Below are 17,479 nucleotides of genomic sequence, written 5' to 3'. Positions count from 1 at the left end.
AAGGATAATCCAAACAGTTGACTTCGAAAACAGAAGATTATTTAGCACACCTCATATTAATGTTCCCCAATAACTCAAACAGCATTGACAAGCGGCAACTATTGCTCTAACTTATTTTTTATACCGAATTAAGTAACCTTATTTCACTTCTATTTGCATATTTACAAGGTTGCGCTTTCACTTATTTTATACAGGTTCAATAGCTGGGGTGCCTATGTACGCTATCACAAATATCAATGTTTTTAACGGTCAAGAAATCCTTGAAAACCAAGCTATTATTGTTAATGGCGATACAATTGAAACGGTCATTCCAATGAAAGGAGCCTGCCTGCCTACAACGGTATACGATGGCCAAGGAGCTACTGCTACTGCGGGGTTTATTGACCTTCAGCTCAATGGCTGTGGTGGTGTCATGCTAAATGTCGACATTGCTAAGCATACACTCGACACCATGAATCTCACTAACATCCAAAATGGCACTACCCAGTATCTACCGACACTGATCACAAGCCAACATGAGACAATGTGTCAAGCGGTTGAACTTGTTGCTGAAATTGAAGCACCACAATATGAAGGCATTATCGGACTACACCTTGAGGGCCCATTTATTAGCAAAGAAAAAAAAGGGGCTCACAATGAGAGTCATATCCGTACTCTGGATGAGCAGACCGCCCATTACCTAGCTGATAATGCCAAACACATCTCTGTCATTACACTTGCGCCAGAAAACACATCACAAGCTGTTATCGACACGCTTAACGACGCTGGTATCACTGTTTCACTCGGCCATACCAATGCCAACTACCAACAGCTGACAAGTAAAAGTCATTTGAAGATGGCAACCCACTTATACAATGCGATGACGCCACTTGGCTCACGTGAGCCGGGGGCGGTTGGTTATATTTTTGATAAAAAACCGCATGCGGGCATTATCGTCGATGGCATCCACTCATCATATGCATCGGTACGGATCGCCCACCAGCAACTTGGTGAAAAGCTCTTTATGGTAACCGACGCAGTCGCACCTGCCGGGACAGATATGACCGAATATGACATGGCAGGTACAATAGCCTATGTCACCGACGGCAAATGCCATTACGCAGATGGCACGATTGCTGGTGCAGCGATCACGATGATTGAAGGTGTGAAAAACCTTATCCAACATGTTGGCCTTAGCAGAGAAGAAGCGCTACGAATGGCTAGCCTTTACCCAGCAAAAGCCATCGGTATTGATAACCAGTACGGGCGTCTATTACCCGGTTACAAAGCCAATATTACATTACTAAATGACCGCAATGAGGTGTGCTCAGTGTATCAAATGGGGATTAAGCGCCTTTAATTTCATCATGTTAATATAATGCCTCTCGCATCAAGTGGATACTATATTCCTCGGTATCCGCTTGACGCGATTCCCCCCCAGATGGTACTTATCACTTATGCATATCTAAAACAGTACCTTATGCCATGTTAAACACCCAGTGGCTCCACACCTTTATTACCTTGGTTGAAGTTGGCCATTTCACGCAAACAGCCGAAAAGCTCTTTATGACTCAACCAGGGGTCAGTCAACATATTAAAAAACTAGAAGAACAAACAGGCACATCGTTAATCAAACGTATCGGCAAGCGATTTGAGCTAACACCAGCGGGTCAACAGCTATACCATTACGGCCTGAGACGACAAGAAGAAGAAAAACAGTTATTAGGTCAATTGTTGGCTGATGACCCATTCAGTGGAGAGTGCCATTTGGCTTGCTCAGGTTCGCTCGCAATGTTTCTCTACCCTCACTTCCTTGATCACCAGCAAAATCATCAAGCTATCAGCATTCATTTGGAGTCAGCACCCAACCATCGAATTCTAGAAGGGATCAAAAACAGGCAGTTTGATATTGGTATCATTACCCATGCCGTCACAGATCAATACTTCGACCAACAGAAAATTGGTGAAGAAGCCTTATGCGTTGTCGTGCCAGCTAACTATCCGGATGAGAAATTAGATAAAGAGTCATTGTACTCACTGGGTTTTATCAACCACCCAGACGGTAAGCATTACTTACAGCAGGTACACCTAGCCAATTACAGTGACAGCCATTTCGATTTCAACAAAGTTAAAATAACGGGCTATATAAACCAGCTCAATCAAATTTTGCTTCCCGTCTCTAAAGGCCTTGGCTTTACCGTACTACCAGAAAAGGCCGTTGACCATTTTAGCTTCCAGGACAAAATTAAAACATTTTCAGTGCCGAATACTGTTAGTCAAGAGCTCTACTTGATATGGAAGCAGCACAGGCCTTTACCCAAACGCTATCTTCAAATCATGAATATGATAACGCAGCTGCTAGAGTGATATTGAACAAAAAAATCCTGCTGAATAAGCAGGATAAATAGGTCAATGTTTCGCCCAATGCCAAAGCCCCATTAAGGGCTAAGTATTATAGATCTCGCATCAGAATTTCATATTCTTCTTCAGCAAGCTCTATCAATTTGGCGAGCTCTCTAGCATCATCACTCGACAGAGATAGATGCCATTGCACATCATCTCTTTCAAGCTGATTTTTGCAAATGAGTTCCGTTTCTTTACCTTCAGAATAGAAATACAGCTGGTCAAATTCACCACTCAAACGATTATTCTGCTCCAAAATATTAACTTCAAGCTCTCCGACAGGACTTATTGTCACATCAGCATGAAGTTTTGATTCTCCAGGTAAAATGAAATGCCTATGCTCAGCCAACATACGGCAACCTCCTATCTGACTTACGCCATGATTCTCCCGCGACAGCGAACTCACAAATGCCAGTCGCTGTCCAACGCTGCATGCAGCGCCCCCAGTCTTTTCATTAGTAAGTCTAGTTAAACCAAGAACAACCAAATGAAAATTCACAAAAGGATAACAATTATTCATTCATTTTTTTGCTCGATATCAAATTTTCGAGATTTGAGAAAAATCATGGCACGGTTTTCTATGCTCCCAGCCCAGTTTCTGGCAAAGTCATATGCCCCGCGAAAAAGTGCTGGACTAAACCGTAAATACCAAGGAAGTACCCATGATAGATTTTCGTTCTGATACAGTAACCCGCCCTACTCAGGCCATGCGCGAAGCAATGGCTAATGCCCCTGTCGGCGATGATGTTTACGGTGATGACCCAACCGTCAACGATCTAGAACAATGGGCTGCAGAGCGACATGGGTTTGAGAGTGCACTATTTTGCAGCTCAGGCACCCAAGCCAATTTACTCTCACTGATGGCGCACTGCGAACGTGGTGATGAGTACCTATGCGGACAACAAGCGCATAATTACATGTTCGAAGGTGGCGGTGCTGCAGTCCTAGGTTCGATACAACCTCAACCGATTGAAAATGAAAAAGATGGCACAATTCCTTTTACTAAGTTGGCTGCCGCTATCAAACCTGACGATGCCCATTTTGCACGTACTCGTCTGTTAAGCATTGAAAACACCATCAATGGCAAGGTACTTCCTCTTTCCTATATGGCTGAAGCGCGTGAATTCGTTAACCAACACAACCTAAAACTACATTTAGACGGAGCCCGGGTTTACAATGCGGCTATCGCTTTAGATGTCGATATCAAAACGATCAGCCAGTACTTTGATTCAATGACAGTTTGCCTATCAAAAGGGTTAGGAGCCCCGATTGGATCACTGGTGCTTGGTGACACAGCCTTCATTGCAAAAGTACGCCGCTGGCGTAAAGTGCTCGGAGGGGGGATGCGTCAGGCTGGTATTCTTGCTGCGGCGGCAAAGATTGCCTTGACCGATCACGTAGCACGTTTAGCCGATGATCATGCGAATGCCAAAAAGCTGGCTGAAGGATTAAACCGCTTACCTGGCTTTACGGTTAATACCGGTATCGTCCAAACCAATATTGTCTTTACTAAAGTCGATCCAAGTATTGACCAACAGCAGCTTGCCACAAGACTAAAAGGGAAAAATATCATTGTCACGCCGGGCAATCCGATGCGACTAGTGACCCATATCGATATTAGCAGTGCCGATATCGATACCTTCCTATATGAACTTGAAGCCGCATTGTAGAAACTAAAATAGCAGGCTTGCATAGGCTTAATAAGCGCGTATTTATCACTTCAAATAGGCGCTTAACTATACACTTGAATTAGAAGCGGTAACCGAAGCTCACCGATGATAGTCCGTGTTCAACCTTAATATCACCATCATCCAATCTTGTTGGCACCACCAGTCTCAGGCCCACCTCCCAGTTTTTATAATTAACAACAGTACCTAAATGGGAATGAAAACCGAAACCAGATGATTTGAACGTCTCTTGGCTATTATCTGCATTCTTCAATTTACCGTCGGCATTCAGATATTGCACCCCCGCCCCTAACTCTACACGCCAGCTTTTACACGACGAGCACAGTTTGCGATCTCCCCACTGGTAAAACAGTACTGGCGTAAAGCCAACGGAATAGCCCTTATAATTCCCCCCGACAAATTGCTCATCATCGTCATCATCGTAGTCTAAATCATAATAACTGGCTGAGAGTTCAGTATGATAACCCCAACGGGCCGAATCTGAAAAAAAGTAAGGAGACTGAAAAAGAGAGACAACCGGTGTAACAGAATGTGAAGAGTTAAAGGGAATATCGCTAAATTGCCCCTTTTTTGTTATGTCTACATTTCCGGCCGACTTAGCAATACCCAATTTAACACTAGGAACCCTAAACAGAGTCTCTAAATCCATTGCATGGGCTAAAGAGCCCGTAGAAAGCACAATCGTGCCCACAATTAAACATCCGTATTTTTTCATGCGCCATTCCTATGACAACGACCACTTATACATCACTATCATCTAGTTAAGCACGACAATTGCCCAAAAAAAAGCCCAGCATTTGCTGGGCTGGCATTTCATTATTCTTTAGTGATGTTCTACACACTTTCTATTTATTAGCACTGAGGCAATCGAGTGTTTTTTAATCACATCTAGAACAAATGGTTATTCATTAATAAATGGCAAACAATACTCGCGACATACCCCAAGGCAATGACTGGCATCCACTTCAAGTGCCCGAAGAAGGTGTATTTACCATGAGCCGCCCCCATCAAAGCAACACCAGCGGCAGAACCAATAGATAACAAGCTACCGCCAACACCAGCTGTCAATGTGACTAACAGCCAGTTACCCAATGAGAGTTCGGGCTGCATCGTCAATACAGCGAACATCACAGGTATATTATCCACTATCGCAGACAGTATACCGACCATAACGTTTGCCCATACAGGATTCCACTGGGAGTACATCACCTCGGAGACCATGCCGAGATAACCCAACAGGCTTAACCCGCCAACACACATAACGACACCGTAGAAGAACAGCAGCGTATCCCACTCGGCATGAGAAACACGTTTGAACACATCAAAGGGAACAACAGAGCCTATCCGCTTTAATGCTTCATCGTCTTTATTGGCAATGGCAAGCGCTTTTTTCTTCTCCAGTGAACGTGGCAATGTCTTACGGAGGTAGAAGCCGAAGAACTGCAGATACGCCAAGCCCATCATCATGCCCATAACTGGAGGGAAATGAACTAACGCATGGAAACCCACTGCAGTGGCAATCGTTAAAATAAACAAACAGACGATGCGCCTCGCCCCTCGTTTTAATTCAACGTACTCAGTTGTGGTATTTGGCCTTGTTTTGGGAACGAAGAATGACATGATAGCCGCAGGAATAACGTAGTTAACCAAGGACGGAATGAAAAGATCGAGGAACTGAGTAAAACTAACCAACCCAGTTTGCCAAACCATTAATGTTGTAATATCCCCAAATGGACTAAAGGCCCCGCCAGCATTTGCTGCCACGACGATATTGATACAGGCGAGATTGATAAAACGTATGTTGCTACCGCCAACCTTCATAACAACGGCACACATCAACAACGCGGTAGTCAAGTTATCAGCGATAGGTGAAATGACAAAGGATAAACAGCCCGTAAGCCAAAACAAGCTCCTGAAATTAAACCCTTTGCCTACCATCCAAGACTGCAGTGAATCAAACAAACGCCGCTCTTCCATTGCACTGATATATGTCATTGCAACTAACAAGAACAACAATAACTCTGCGTACTCAAGTAAGTTATGCTCTAAAGCCGCTTTTGCTAACTCAATCTGACCCTGTTGCTGATAGACAAAACCAATCATTAACCAGATCAAGCCCGCGGCTAATAAAACGGGCTTTGACTTCCTCAGCTGCAGGTACTCCTCCCCCATAACCAAACAATAAGCTAATCCAAAAATAATGAGTGATGCATAACCTACTGTTGACTGGGTTAAATCGACACCTGGCTCAGCGGCAAAAGCACTGCCTCCCGCCATTAGGGCTGCTGCGATCCCCCCGAATAGCATACTTCCTCGTAACAGTTTCATTCGAGACTCAACTCCCTGAGTGATTAAACTAACGCTAGTGGACACAATCCTTTTGGATATTTACGTAAAGCAATCCAACATGTTAACGTTAATTACAACACACAATTAACACTATGTGAACATACGAATAAGGAATCCATCTTGCTGCACCGCCCTGTAACATGCCGGATTCATTTACTTTCACAGTGGGTTTTGCAAACCTCATATGTAGTAAGCCAAACTTCTATATGGCTGCAGATACAACCCGATCTATAAGCATTAGCCCAGCGACCATACATGCTTAAGTTCGCTGAAAAGCATTTTGCTCAGCACTGAAATAAGGACGCAATAGCATGAAAACAATCGAGTCCTGGTTGAAAGAAGTCAAGAGTTTAACCCTTAGCACTCGCTGGCACGCAGCCAACAATACTAACTGGGATGAAGCCTCCACTGCTCGGTTGCTCAATGAAGCACCAGCATCGTTGTTTGGGTCGATTGTTAGCCTAAACCAGAGTGAAGCTATCGCTTACTGGTTAGATGTTTGCTGCCAATTAAGTGCCTTTCATCAACGCTCTGGCAATGTGGACCTCGCGTTCCAATACCAACAATTTAGTTACAGCAAAATTCAGGTGTTAGCGACAGTGCCCAATCAAGATCCCGCTATGCGGCGTTGGTGCATCAAAAAACTCGAGTGTATGGTGGTTGATATGCTCGAGTTCTGCCAACATCAACCCCACCCCCCTGACTGGCAGAAGATAAGAAAACACCTTATCGATACGCATGTTCATTTTATGCAGCAGCTATCGCACCAAAATTTATCCTTTGGACCTGTTATCAAAATTCCTCATTAACCTAGACTTCTGAATTTATTAGAAATATTCAATACCACCTAAGCCATCTCAAAAATAACTATCGTCTCAATGGTGAGAACATAATAAAAAACTCTACAAGACTCATATCAAGTTAATCCTGCATGGTGATTATTTACTATGCTGAAAAGTGCAACGGTGCTGTAGACACGGGGTTTATTCCGATGACACTTCCTTTATTTAGTAAATATTGTCGACAATTGTTTATTTTCTTAATTTCCCTTGCTGTAGTTTCGCCTGGGTATGCCGAAATCCATCCAACACCTCCCGAGGTGGCGGCTCAGTCATGGGTTTTAATGAGTTACGATACCGGTCAGGTCATTGCGGGGGAAAACATTCATGCTCCACACGCACCCGCCAGCCTCGTTAAAATTATGACCAGCTATGTCGTTGGCCAAGAAATTAAGTCGGGCCATATTGCCTCAAACGACATGGTCGTGATCAGTGAAAACGCCTGGGGGAAAAAATTTCCTGGCTCATCAAAAATGTTCCTTAATGTTGGCGACCAAGTCTCGGTCGAAGATCTTAACCGAGGTGTCATTATCTCATCAGGGAATGATGCGACTGTAGCCCTTGCTGAGCATGTTGCAGGCCATCAATCTGCTTTTATCGAGATGATGAACCGTTATGCTGAAAAAGTCGCGATGAAAGATACCTTCTTCACCAACCCACATGGGCTAGACTCTTCAGAACAACAAACAACAGCCTATGATATGGCATTACTAACAAAAGCGCTGATTACTGATTTACCCAACATGTACTCGTTGTTTAAAGAGAAATCATTCACATTTGGAAAAATTAAACAAGGCAACCGTAACGCATTGCTATGGGATACGACTATCAATGTGGATGGAGTGAAGACAGGCTACACCAAAAATGCAGGATACAGCCTTGTATCTTCCGCCGAATTGAATGGGCAGCGACTGATTGCAGTAGTGCTGGGGACAAAAAGTGCGACTGTCCGTCGTAATGAAAGTAAAAAGCTCTTAACTTGGGGGTTTCGATTTTACCAAGATATCGAGCCTAATTTCAGTAAAGACGAATTGCTCCCTCTACGTGTTTGGTATGGTAGCCCATCAAGCGTCGAAGTCGTTGTCGGCTCTGGAGGAAAAGTCACGATCCCTCGCCGACAAAGAAAGAATGTTGAATACTCTATCCTCTATGACAACTTAGAAGCACCAGTCGCAAAAGATCAGGAAGTGGGCAAAGTCGTTTGGTACATCAATGATGAAGTTATTGCAGAGCAACCTCTTTTAGCCACGCAACCTGTTGAAGAAGCACCCTGGTATAAATCTATGGTCGATGTTGTATGGCGGCCAATAAACCGATGGTTCAGCGATCAAAATGAAGCACTAAAAGCCTCAGCCAATCAAACTTAACCCCAAGCAAGTGCTTATATCTACAAACAAAGAACAGGCAATCTTGCCTGTTCTTTGTTATTAAATGAACTTACTGATAATCGTATTCGTAGTCATCTTCAGATTCAAACCAGTCATCAAACTCAATCTCATCCTGGTTATCGTCCCATAACGTGTCTTCGATTAGCTCGATATCATTATGATCATACTCAAACATTGCGGCTCTCCATGCTAGTACACATCGTGCCCTATCAATAGACAATAATTAGATAAGGCAGAACATAATTCTGTTTTACTCAACGCGGATGTCAGAACGATGAATGAAAAGTGTTAGAAATATGAACGTCCATTAGAGACTTAAAATGAGCGACTTAAAGCGCCTTGCCGTCCAATTCTGGCTTCATCCATACTGACTTGAAGTCGAACCAGCCCATAGAGTTGGATTGCATACCTTGTACCGCTCCAGAGTCATCGACACCTAGCCAATTGTGGAACAACGGCATAATTTGGCCAAATTCAACAAGCTTGGCACCAATATGCTGGCAAGGCGAAGCTTGATCGATATTTGCCCGCCACCGTAATACCTCTAGCTCAAGTTGCTTAAACTCCTCTTCAGGCATGGCTCGTGCGATATGGTCAAAATTGAAGAACCATGACAATAACGCATCATCACGGTAGTTCATCAAACTCATCCCCCCCAACCACAGGTCAATCTTCGAACTATGCTTACCAAGCGCAATCTCAGTTGTCGTTAATTCGAGCATTTTCAGCTTAATACCATCTTCACCTAATATTTCCTTAATTGCATTGGCAACATGTGGGTAAACAGGATGTTGGCAGGCAAAAGCTATGGTAACGATGCGTTTCGATGGTGGCTCTTGGACTGGGGCAGAATACAAGGGTACATGGGTCCAGCCTGGCAAAATGCCATAAGCGTTGGTTAAACGGAAATCCCCAATCTGATCTTTATTCAACCGCTGCAAAAGATGTAAAGCGGTCAAGCGACCTTGCAAATATTGTAACCATTGAGGGTCTGCAGGCAATCCACCAACCCGGTTAAACAAAAGGAAGTTACATCCTTCATCCAATTTGAGCCGGGTAGACACGCTTACACCACCCAGTTGACTAGCATCCGCTGCCGGCTGCAAGTAACACGATGCAACTTCAGACAGCATCCAAATATCCACAATATCAATCAACGCCCTGAAGCCGAAGTACTGATCAGAAGCTTCAAGCTTAAAGCGCTTACTGTCATTCTGAATAACTTTATAAGGGCCCGTGCCTATCGGAAATAAAACGTTGGGGTTGCCCATGTCTGCATCAGCCGGCTGGATCATAGCAATTAGGTTGGTGAGTAAATCAGGGAAACGCTGGTCATCGCTGGTTAAATAAAAATCGACAGTATTGGTAAATGGTGCATTTATTTCAAGGATATGGTTGAACAGCCGATGCTGCTTAACCTGGTCGAACGTGGCTATAATATCGTCAGTGCTGAGCAAGCGACCATCATGAAATCGAACTGACGGCCTGATATAAAAACGCCAGTGACGTGGATTTAACGCTTCCCAATGGTGGGCTAAATCACCTTCTACCTCCTCTTTTTCCTCATTTATTCGAGTTAACCCATTGAATACTTGTCTGACCAAATGCTGCTCAGAGCGGCGCAAAGGTTGAAGTGGATTAAGGTTACTGAACGCGCGATAATAAGGTAGACGAACAATTTGTTTGCCGTGTGCCGTTGTGTGGCCAAGCTGCTCTTGGATGATCTGAGCAAGCTTATCAGCATTATGTTCAAGCGCTTCAAGCGCTGGTTCTAGTTTCCCTTCTGCCACCAGCTTCCTGGCATGCAATAGCTGCAATTCATTGTCTGTACTACAAAAAGTCAGCCTAGATTGCTTTCCCCTTCCAACGGCTGGCTCCCAAGCGATCCAGCCTTTATCTACCATTTTATTGATCACCATTCGCACATTTCGTCGGGTACAAAATAGTACTTCAGCAATATCTTGGAGGTTTGTATCAGCATCTTGACCAGAGAAGTGATTATACAGTCGCTGGAATTGGACTTTGAGGCGTTGACCGCTCATAAAGGAGGAACCTATTTTTATTGTTTCTTCTGTTTTAGGTTTCCTATTTTAGCGTAAAAATAGCGATGTACCCAAGCGGTACTTGGCGGCATAGAACAAGTTATTTTTCTACTAAGTAGACCCCCAAAGAATAGCGCCTGAGTGAGTCTGTGCCGCCTCCCCCCCTCTTGAAGGTAACCCGCTTTAATACCAATCTGGATAAGTAGTTAATCAAGTATTTATGTAGGTTGGTATAAGCACAACCGACAAACTCCAGGCACAAAAAACGGGCCAGTAGCCCGTTTTCAGTTTTAAGCATAAGACTTAAGCAGTTTTAGTCGTTAGTGCGTCAGTCGTACGAGACATTTGGAATTCGCGCCACTTGGAATACATGTAAGTCACAACAATAGAGAAGAATAAATATGACAGCGAGAACACGAATGGCGAGTTAATAAGATTCAACTCTAGACCCCACATAACACCAGCAATTGTAACACCAATTTTAGCGATCAGACCCATCATCAACATTAACAATGCCAGTTGTGGGTAACGGGTAGAACAACGAAATGCTAGCCAATAGCCAGCGCCTACTGCAACTGAAGCAACCCCAAAGCCTGCAAGAAACGAGTGGAAATGCTCACCAGAAAGTATACCAGCAGCGGCAGACAACAAAAAAATCAGACCGAACTTCATAAACACCTCTTTGTAAGAAGTTAAAGATGCGTCCTTTCGATGTGCTTTAAGCTAATAGGGATATTTTCCCACTTTCCGAGCAAATTGCATACACCTCGGCACTTCCAGGCACTTTAATGCCCACTTCAACTTTCGGCATTTTACATTTTGTAACAAACCAAACTACTCATACCATTGATGATAACACACCTTCGTAAACAGATTGTTAAATTTTAATTGAGGTGTAAGAAATAGTGTCATGACGTTTTTTAAGTAATTCAATGCTATTGATAAGCTAAAAAACATTAAAATTCAAAATTAAACACCAAGCAACCGGCAGGTTGCGACACTAAATATGGATTGATATCTTCCACTTATATTGTTTTCCATTTTGTGACTGGCATAAAAAAACACCCAGTAAAACTGGGTGTTTAGGAAGAGATACAGCGTTAATGCGATATGACAAGAAAGATAAACTACTCTATTGTCGCTAGCACTTTTTCTACTTTTACTGCAGCCACTTTAAACTCAGGAATCTTGGCATGCGGATCTGTCGCGGTGCCAGTCAACTTATTTGCTGCCGATTCAACAAAGTGAAAAGGAACAAAGACGACACCTGGCTGCATTCGCTTGGTAACAAACGCTGGCGTTTCGATAGTTCCGCGACGAGTAGACAGTGTGAGCATCTCACCATTCCCAACACCTAGACGCTCAGCATCAGTTACCGAGATCATCGCTCTCGGGCCAGCTAGGTTATCTAACCCTTTCGTCTTACGAGTCATAGTCCCCGTATGGAACTGCTCCAACAGACGACCCGTCGTCAATATCATTGGGAACTCATCGTCAGGAAGCTCAGCGGCATAGCGGAATGGGATGCCCACCATTTCAGCTTTCTCACCTCGGATAAAGTTCTCTTGGTGCATGATGCGGGTGCCAGGGTGATTTTCATCTCGGCATGGCCACTGCAAACCATCTTTACCAACACGGTCCCATTTGATCCCAGCGTATTGAGGTGTCAGTTGGGTGATCTCTTCCGTGATGTCTTTAACCGATTGGTAATTCCAGTCACTACCCATCGCGTTGGCAATACTCTGGATAATTTGCCAATCTTCACGAGCCTGACCCGGCGCTTTAATCGCTGGATTCAGGCGCTGAACACGCCGCTCGGTGTTGGTGAAATGACCAGCCTTTTCCGCAAAAGAGTAGGATGGCAAGACAACATCGGCCAATTGAGCGGTTTCGGTGAGGAAGATATCTTGCACCACCAAGAAGTCCAATGCCTCAATCGCTTCCAGCACGTGCTTTTGGTCAGGATCACTTAACACTGGGTTCTCACCCATGACATACAGACCACGAACTTGCTTGTGGCATGCCGCATCAATGATTTCTGTCAGTGTTAAACCAGATTCCGCAGGCAGATCCGGTCGGTTCCAGGCTTTGGCATACTTACTGTGGATCTCTGGGTTATAGACTTTCTGGTAACCAGGGAAGTAATTCGGAAGTGCCCCCATATCACAAGCGCCCTGTACATTTGATTGGCCTCGTAACGGGTTGATACCCCCGCCTTCAATACCGATATTGCCACACAGCAGCTGAAGGTTAGCAATAGAACGGACGTTATCGTGTCCAGTCGTATGCTGGGTGATACCCATTGAGTAATAGATAGCCGTACGCTCGGCTGTACCAATCAACTCCGCCAACTTCAGCAAATCAGCTTGTTTAACCCCAGTAACGAGCTCAACTTTTTCAGGTGAATAAGCATCACTCATAACCTCGGATTTGAGTGCTTCGTAGCCCTCAACTCGCGCATCAATATAAGCGTGATCCTGCCAGTCATTCTTAATGATTTGCTGCATAATGCCGTTCATCAACATTACGTCAGAGCCCGGTCTATGGGCAACATACAATTCAGAATGATCCGCAATATCCACTTTTTTCGGATCAGCAACAACCAAGCGTGCAGTCCCTTTACGGATTGCCTGCTTGATGTGCGAAGCGATGATTGGGTGAGCCGAGGAAGTATCCGAACCGATAATAAAGATCAGATCTGAATGAGCGATACTCGAAATATCATTGGTCATCGCACCACTACCCAACGAGGCTTCAAGGCCTGTGACGGTTGTAGAGTGGCAAAGACGCGCACAGTGATCGACGTTGTTAGTGCCCAGCTCACGGCGAATAAATTTCTGGAACGCAAAATTATCTTCGTTGGTCGTTTTAGCTGACGAGAAGCCAGCAAGTGCATTGCCGCCCGACGCTTGCTTAATCGCCGAGAACTTATCGGCAATCAAGGTAATCGCCTCATCCCAACTTGCAGGCTGTAGCTTACCGTCTTTACGGATCAATGGCTGGCTTAGACGCTCTTCACTCTGGATAAAGTCAAATCCAAAACGCCCTTTCACGCACAGCATACCTTGGTTGACTGGTGAGTCCTTCGCGCCTTGAACGTAACGAATTTTATCCGTCAATTCGTCTACATACATGGTGACCTTACAGCCCACACCACAATAAGTACAAATGGTATCAACTGGCTTGAGCATCTCAACACGGCCTTGCGACTTATCGCGAGAATCCGTCAATGCTCCGGTCGGACAAACCTGCACACAAGCGCCACACTGCACACAGTTTGAATCACCCATGCTGTAACCTTTGTCAAAACCTGGGCGGCACTCTGGGCGCTTGGCACTATTACCATCAGCATCTTTCAAGAAACCAAGTGCACCGTGAACAGCTTGTTCGTTACAGATGTCGACACACTGGCCACAGCTGATACAGCGGTTGGCATCAAAAACAATAAACTCGGAACTGTCATCAACGGCAAATTTCTGACAGTCAGACATATCCAAGTCATCTTTTTCGACCTTGTATTCAGTTGCGAAGTCACGCAATTTACAGTCGGTATTTGCCTGACAACCACACTCTAAGCAGCGGGCAGCTTCACGCATTGCTTCTTCGTTAACAAAGCCAGTTTCTACTTCAGCGAAGCTAAGTTCACGCTGCTCACTGGTAAGCTCTGGCATGATAGAGCGCATGGCCTTCTGGATCCCTTCGAATTGCTTGGGATCAACCTGCTTTACCTTAGCGGCTTTTTGTGAGTTATATGGCTTGACGGGAATATGTTCCATATCGCCATTAAAGAAACGATCAATCGCTTCAGCCGCAACACGGCCATCAGCCACTGCTTCAATGGCTGTGGCAGGGCCACGACGGAAATCACCGATACTAAAGATATTTTCCACACCGGAGTGCATAGTATCGTCACTTGACTCAAGCGTTAGCCAGCGGGTAACAGGAAGTTCGATGCTGTCATTGTCCAAGAACGACAGATCTGGCTTTTGCGATACAGCTGAAATGACTGTGTCGAAATGCTCGACAAAGTATTCTCCCGTCGCTTCTGGACGACGACGGCCTGAAGCATCCTGTTCGCCAAGTGCCATTTTCTCAAGCTTCACATCCGTTACCCGGCCATTACTGTCAGCAATGTTTTCGACTGGATTGGTCAAGAAGTGGAATTTGACACCTTCGTGCTCAGCTTCAACAATTTCATAGTCTTCCGCTGGCATTTCATCGCGAGTACGACGATAGATAAGTGTGGTATCGGCACCATCTCGAACAGCAGTACGTGCACAGTCAATAGCTGTGTTACCGCCACCAATCACAGCCACTTTCTTGCCGGTGGTGTAATTTTGGGTGGTAACGTAATCTTTCAAGTAATCAACACCGAGGTAGCAGCCATCTTGATCACTACCCGGATAATTCATTTCAACCGCTTGGGATGCACCAACGGCTAAACATACAGCATCATACTGTTTAGTTAACTCTGATAGCAGGAAGTCTTTACCCAAGGTCGTATTGGTTTCAACCTTCATGCCATTACGGCAAATCAGCTCGATTTCTTTATCAAGAATGGCTTTTGGCAGACGATACTCTGGAATACCGTAACGCAGCCAACCACCAGCCTGAGGCATGGACTCGAAAACAGTGACATTGTAACCTTCATTACTTAGGTAATAGCCACAGCTCAAACCACCAGGGCCACTACCAATGACAGCGACGTTCTTGCCTTTATCGGCTTTGCGCGGTGGGACATATTGCTCTTGGGCTTCAAGGTCAATATCCGCCGCATGACGTTTCAATTGGCGGATCGCAATCGGTTCGTCAACAATACCGCGACGACATTCTGTCTCACAAAAAGCCGGACAAACACGACCAATCGACAACGGCATTGGCAAGGTTCGTTTAATCACCTCTACCGCTTTCTGATGGTCGTTTTGGGAAATGTGGTATAGGTAAGACTGAATATCGACACCTGCAGGACATGCGGTTTGGCAAGGTGCCTCACAGTCTGCATAGTGATCTGACATAATGCGATTTAGCGACTCACGGCGACGTTCAGAAATAACGTCGCTTTGCGTGGTGATAACCATTTCAGGTGCCGCTGTAACTTCACAGGCACGATGAATGCCTTGGCCTTCAATATCTACCACACATAAATCGCACGGTACTTTTTCGCCATTTTTATTTAGCCCACACAGTGATGGGATTTCAATCTCGAACTGTTGAGCGAGTTCAAGGATTGACAATTGACCGTCAGTAGCCAGAACCTGACCGTCTATCGTGACATTACTCATAGTTGCCTCTTTCTGTTGCTGGCGCTGTGCCTTTATTGTGAGTTTCAGGCTCTATATATCTAACTTCATGTTCATGGGAAGAAGCCGCACAACGCTCAGGATGATAACCAGTCGATTATTGATTTAGGTTTAGTCGATCATCTTTTTTTGTTATCAGGGCAGATTATCTGGCTACAGAATCAAATTCCTTGATTTGGAACATTTTGGATATTTATTTTGAAAAAAATTCATAAGAGGCAGACTAGCGAACAAACCTTGTCGGTGATAAAGCTCGCCCAAAGCTGGGCGAGCTATCTGACAACATACCACTAACGTATCCATTTAATGCAACCAAAGTGATCAACAATAGATAAGGCTAAAATGGAGCAGTGAGACTTTCATTAACAGTTCACACCAAACAATCTCACTCATTCTCATTGCCCCATGTTTTCTGACCTATGGGCTGCTGGCCTTCTGGTTGTTGTGAATTGGAATATATATGCTGTTCAGTATCAATCGATTGCCAACTTTCATCCCAAGCGTAAAGGGTTTCCCCCCCTAAGATATCTATCTTCTGTGCCGAGATATCATCTGCCCTAACCGTCAACTGCATAGTCAATAGCAAGGTGATGAGGAAGGAAAGCACCCAGCTTGGTGCCTCTTCTTTGACCTTCTTTCTTTGTTGTTCAGTCATTCCTTAACCCCTTAATGGCTTTGTGCCGTACTGACATTGTCATTAGCGCTACGCAAGGTCACTCTACGGTCGAAGAAATCACCTTCAAAGTTCTGCTCGTTTTTTAGTGGCTCCTGATCACCGTATGCTGCTGCGTAAAGCTGAACACCCTCTACACCTTGTGATTCCAAGTAATCACGTACCGCTTCCACGCGTTGCTCCGACAAATTTAGATTCCGCTCTGTGCTACCACGTCGGTCAGAGTAACCAGCGAGCTCCCAGCGAATATCTGGTGCCTGCTTCATGATTTCAGCAATCTCATCCAGCTGGGCTTTAAATAGCGGCTCAATATCGGCAGAGCCAGTTCTGAAATGCACATTCATTTCCAATGCCAAATCAAGCTGGCGCTCTTTGTGGTTCATCAGATCATACTTGTCTTGCTCAAGACGCGCGATTTCAATCTGCGCTTGGTTGTATTTCTGGCTGATACGTTCAAGTTCGGTATTACGGGCGACCAGCTCACCCAGTTCTTCATCTTGTACCTGAATTTGGTTGTCTTGCCCAACAGCGGTACCAACAATACCGCCAACCATGGCGCCGACTACCGCGCCGATAGGGCCTCCGACAACGGCACCAAGCGCGACACCAGAGCCGAGACCGATGAGTGATTCTTGCTCACCAACACGGTAGCTGTCGTTCAAGTTGCTATCGTTCGGAATGTCATTTGCTGTAGCTATAGGAGAAACCAGAGAAGCTATAAGCGTTGTTGTGATCAGTGTTGAGATAAGCTGCTTTTTCATTTTGATGTCCTCATCAATGTCATTCGGTTTTGATTTGCCTTGTTACTTAACGATTTC

14 protein-coding genes are annotated in these 17,479 nt (G+C 44.8%); 5 read left to right on the top strand and 9 right to left on the bottom strand.

Translation table 11 applies throughout. From position 1 onward, the window contains the following. The first annotated feature begins 214 nt into the window (after positions 1-214). Positions 215-1,339, top strand: a complete 1,125-nt coding sequence (nagA, locus tag NHN17_RS02155; protein WP_255040468.1) for an N-acetylglucosamine-6-phosphate deacetylase — start codon at positions 215-217, stop codon at positions 1,337-1,339. Between the two features lie 125 nt (positions 1,340-1,464). Next, the gene (locus tag NHN17_RS02150) at positions 1,465-2,346 is read left to right on the top strand and encodes a LysR family transcriptional regulator (protein ID WP_255040467.1); all 882 of its coding nucleotides are present in this window, start codon (positions 1,465-1,467) and stop codon (positions 2,344-2,346) included. A gap of 85 nt (positions 2,347-2,431) precedes the next feature. Here the strand turns inward: NHN17_RS02150 and NHN17_RS02145 are convergent, their stop codons facing one another. Continuing rightward, entirely contained in the window at positions 2,432-2,734 is a 303-nt protein-coding gene (locus NHN17_RS02145) for a hypothetical protein (protein WP_255040466.1), read from the bottom strand. Between the two features lie 310 nt (positions 2,735-3,044). Here NHN17_RS02145 and ltaE point away from each other — a divergent pair, with 310 nt between their 5' ends. Next, positions 3,045-4,052 (top strand): low-specificity L-threonine aldolase, encoded by a 1,008-nt coding sequence (ltaE, locus tag NHN17_RS02140; protein WP_255040465.1) that lies wholly within the window; start codon positions 3,045-3,047, stop codon positions 4,050-4,052. A gap of 79 nt (positions 4,053-4,131) precedes the next feature. On the opposite strand, the gene NHN17_RS02135 is transcribed toward ltaE, so the two are convergent. Together NHN17_RS02135 and nhaD are read right to left on the bottom strand one after the other, a co-directional pair. After that, the gene (locus NHN17_RS02135) at positions 4,132-4,785 is read right to left on the bottom strand and encodes a hypothetical protein (protein ID WP_255040464.1); all 654 of its coding nucleotides are present in this window, start codon (positions 4,783-4,785) and stop codon (positions 4,132-4,134) included. Positions 4,786-4,958: 173 nt separating this feature from the next. Continuing rightward, complete coding sequence (gene nhaD / locus NHN17_RS02130) at positions 4,959-6,347, bottom strand: sodium:proton antiporter NhaD (protein WP_255040589.1); 1,389 nt, start codon at positions 6,345-6,347, stop codon at positions 4,959-4,961. 383 nt (positions 6,348-6,730) lie between these two features. Between nhaD and NHN17_RS02125 the strand changes: the two genes are divergently transcribed. Together NHN17_RS02125 and NHN17_RS02120 are read left to right on the top strand one after the other, a co-directional pair. Continuing rightward, positions 6,731-7,228, top strand: a complete 498-nt coding sequence (locus NHN17_RS02125; RefSeq protein ID WP_255040463.1) for a DUF2753 family protein — start codon at positions 6,731-6,733, stop codon at positions 7,226-7,228. A 122-nt stretch (positions 7,229-7,350) separates the two neighbouring features. Next, positions 7,351-8,625 (top strand): D-alanyl-D-alanine carboxypeptidase family protein, encoded by a 1,275-nt coding sequence (locus NHN17_RS02120; protein WP_274125047.1) that lies wholly within the window; start codon positions 7,351-7,353, stop codon positions 8,623-8,625. Between the two features lie 70 nt (positions 8,626-8,695). Here the strand turns inward: NHN17_RS02120 and NHN17_RS02115 are convergent, their stop codons facing one another. The 6 genes from NHN17_RS02115 to pdsO form a co-directional block, all read right to left on the bottom strand. Continuing rightward, positions 8,696-8,821 (bottom strand): hypothetical protein, encoded by a 126-nt coding sequence (locus NHN17_RS02115; RefSeq protein WP_255040461.1) that lies wholly within the window; start codon positions 8,819-8,821, stop codon positions 8,696-8,698. 154 nt (positions 8,822-8,975) lie between these two features. Beyond that, entirely contained in the window at positions 8,976-10,688 is a 1,713-nt protein-coding gene (locus NHN17_RS02110) for an SgrR family transcriptional regulator (RefSeq protein WP_255040460.1), read from the bottom strand. Between the two features lie 303 nt (positions 10,689-10,991). Next, positions 10,992-11,360, bottom strand: a complete 369-nt coding sequence (locus tag NHN17_RS02105) for an NADH:ubiquinone oxidoreductase (protein ID WP_255040459.1) — start codon at positions 11,358-11,360, stop codon at positions 10,992-10,994. A gap of 455 nt (positions 11,361-11,815) precedes the next feature. After that, positions 11,816-15,970 (bottom strand): formate dehydrogenase subunit alpha, encoded by a 4,155-nt coding sequence (gene fdhF, locus NHN17_RS02100; protein WP_255040458.1) that lies wholly within the window; start codon positions 15,968-15,970, stop codon positions 11,816-11,818. A gap of 403 nt (positions 15,971-16,373) precedes the next feature. Next, positions 16,374-16,643 (bottom strand): hypothetical protein, encoded by a 270-nt coding sequence (locus NHN17_RS02095; protein ID WP_255040457.1) that lies wholly within the window; start codon positions 16,641-16,643, stop codon positions 16,374-16,376. Between the two features lie 11 nt (positions 16,644-16,654). After that, on the bottom strand, positions 16,655-17,422 hold the full coding sequence (gene pdsO, locus NHN17_RS02090; protein WP_255040456.1) for a sortase-associated OmpA-like protein PdsO: 768 nt from the start codon (positions 17,420-17,422) through the stop codon (positions 16,655-16,657). Positions 17,423-17,479 lie beyond the last annotated feature (57 nt).

The sequence above is a fragment of the Photobacterium pectinilyticum genome, assembly GCF_024357955.1.
In the GTDB taxonomy this organism is placed as follows: domain Bacteria; phylum Pseudomonadota; class Gammaproteobacteria; order Enterobacterales; family Vibrionaceae; genus Photobacterium; species Photobacterium pectinilyticum.
The sequence above is the reverse complement of the archived record's forward strand: the minus strand, read 5'-3'. Positions and strand labels throughout refer to the sequence as shown.

What these genes read in the sequence shown, in the direction of transcription:
- NHN17_RS02110 (WP_255040460.1), bottom strand. Translation starts at nt 10,688, where the DNA reads ATGAGCGGTCAACGCCTCAAAGTCCAATTCCAGCGACTGTATAATCAC.
- ltaE (WP_255040465.1), top strand. Translation starts at nt 3,045, where the DNA reads ATGATAGATTTTCGTTCTGATACAGTAACCCGCCCTACTCAGGCCATG.
- nagA (WP_255040468.1), top strand. Translation starts at nt 215, where the DNA reads ATGTACGCTATCACAAATATCAATGTTTTTAACGGTCAAGAAATCCTT.
- fdhF (WP_255040458.1), bottom strand. Translation starts at nt 15,970, where the DNA reads ATGAGTAATGTCACGATAGACGGTCAGGTTCTGGCTACTGACGGTCAA.
- NHN17_RS02095 (WP_255040457.1), bottom strand. Translation starts at nt 16,643, where the DNA reads ATGACTGAACAACAAAGAAAGAAGGTCAAAGAAGAGGCACCAAGCTGG.
- NHN17_RS02125 (WP_255040463.1), top strand. Translation starts at nt 6,731, where the DNA reads ATGAAAACAATCGAGTCCTGGTTGAAAGAAGTCAAGAGTTTAACCCTT.
- nhaD (WP_255040589.1), bottom strand. Translation starts at nt 6,347, where the DNA reads ATGGCGGGAGGCAGTGCTTTTGCCGCTGAGCCAGGTGTCGATTTAACC.
- NHN17_RS02120 (WP_274125047.1), top strand. Translation starts at nt 7,351, where the DNA reads ATGGTGATTATTTACTATGCTGAAAAGTGCAACGGTGCTGTAGACACG.
- NHN17_RS02150 (WP_255040467.1), top strand. Translation starts at nt 1,465, where the DNA reads ATGTTAAACACCCAGTGGCTCCACACCTTTATTACCTTGGTTGAAGTT.
- NHN17_RS02105 (WP_255040459.1), bottom strand. Translation starts at nt 11,360, where the DNA reads ATGAAGTTCGGTCTGATTTTTTTGTTGTCTGCCGCTGCTGGTATACTT.
- NHN17_RS02135 (WP_255040464.1), bottom strand. Translation starts at nt 4,785, where the DNA reads ATGAAAAAATACGGATGTTTAATTGTGGGCACGATTGTGCTTTCTACG.
- NHN17_RS02115 (WP_255040461.1), bottom strand. Translation starts at nt 8,821, where the DNA reads ATGTTTGAGTATGATCATAATGATATCGAGCTAATCGAAGACACGTTA.
- pdsO (WP_255040456.1), bottom strand. Translation starts at nt 17,422, where the DNA reads ATGAAAAAGCAGCTTATCTCAACACTGATCACAACAACGCTTATAGCT.
- NHN17_RS02145 (WP_255040466.1), bottom strand. Translation starts at nt 2,734, where the DNA reads ATGTTGGCTGAGCATAGGCATTTCATTTTACCTGGAGAATCAAAACTT.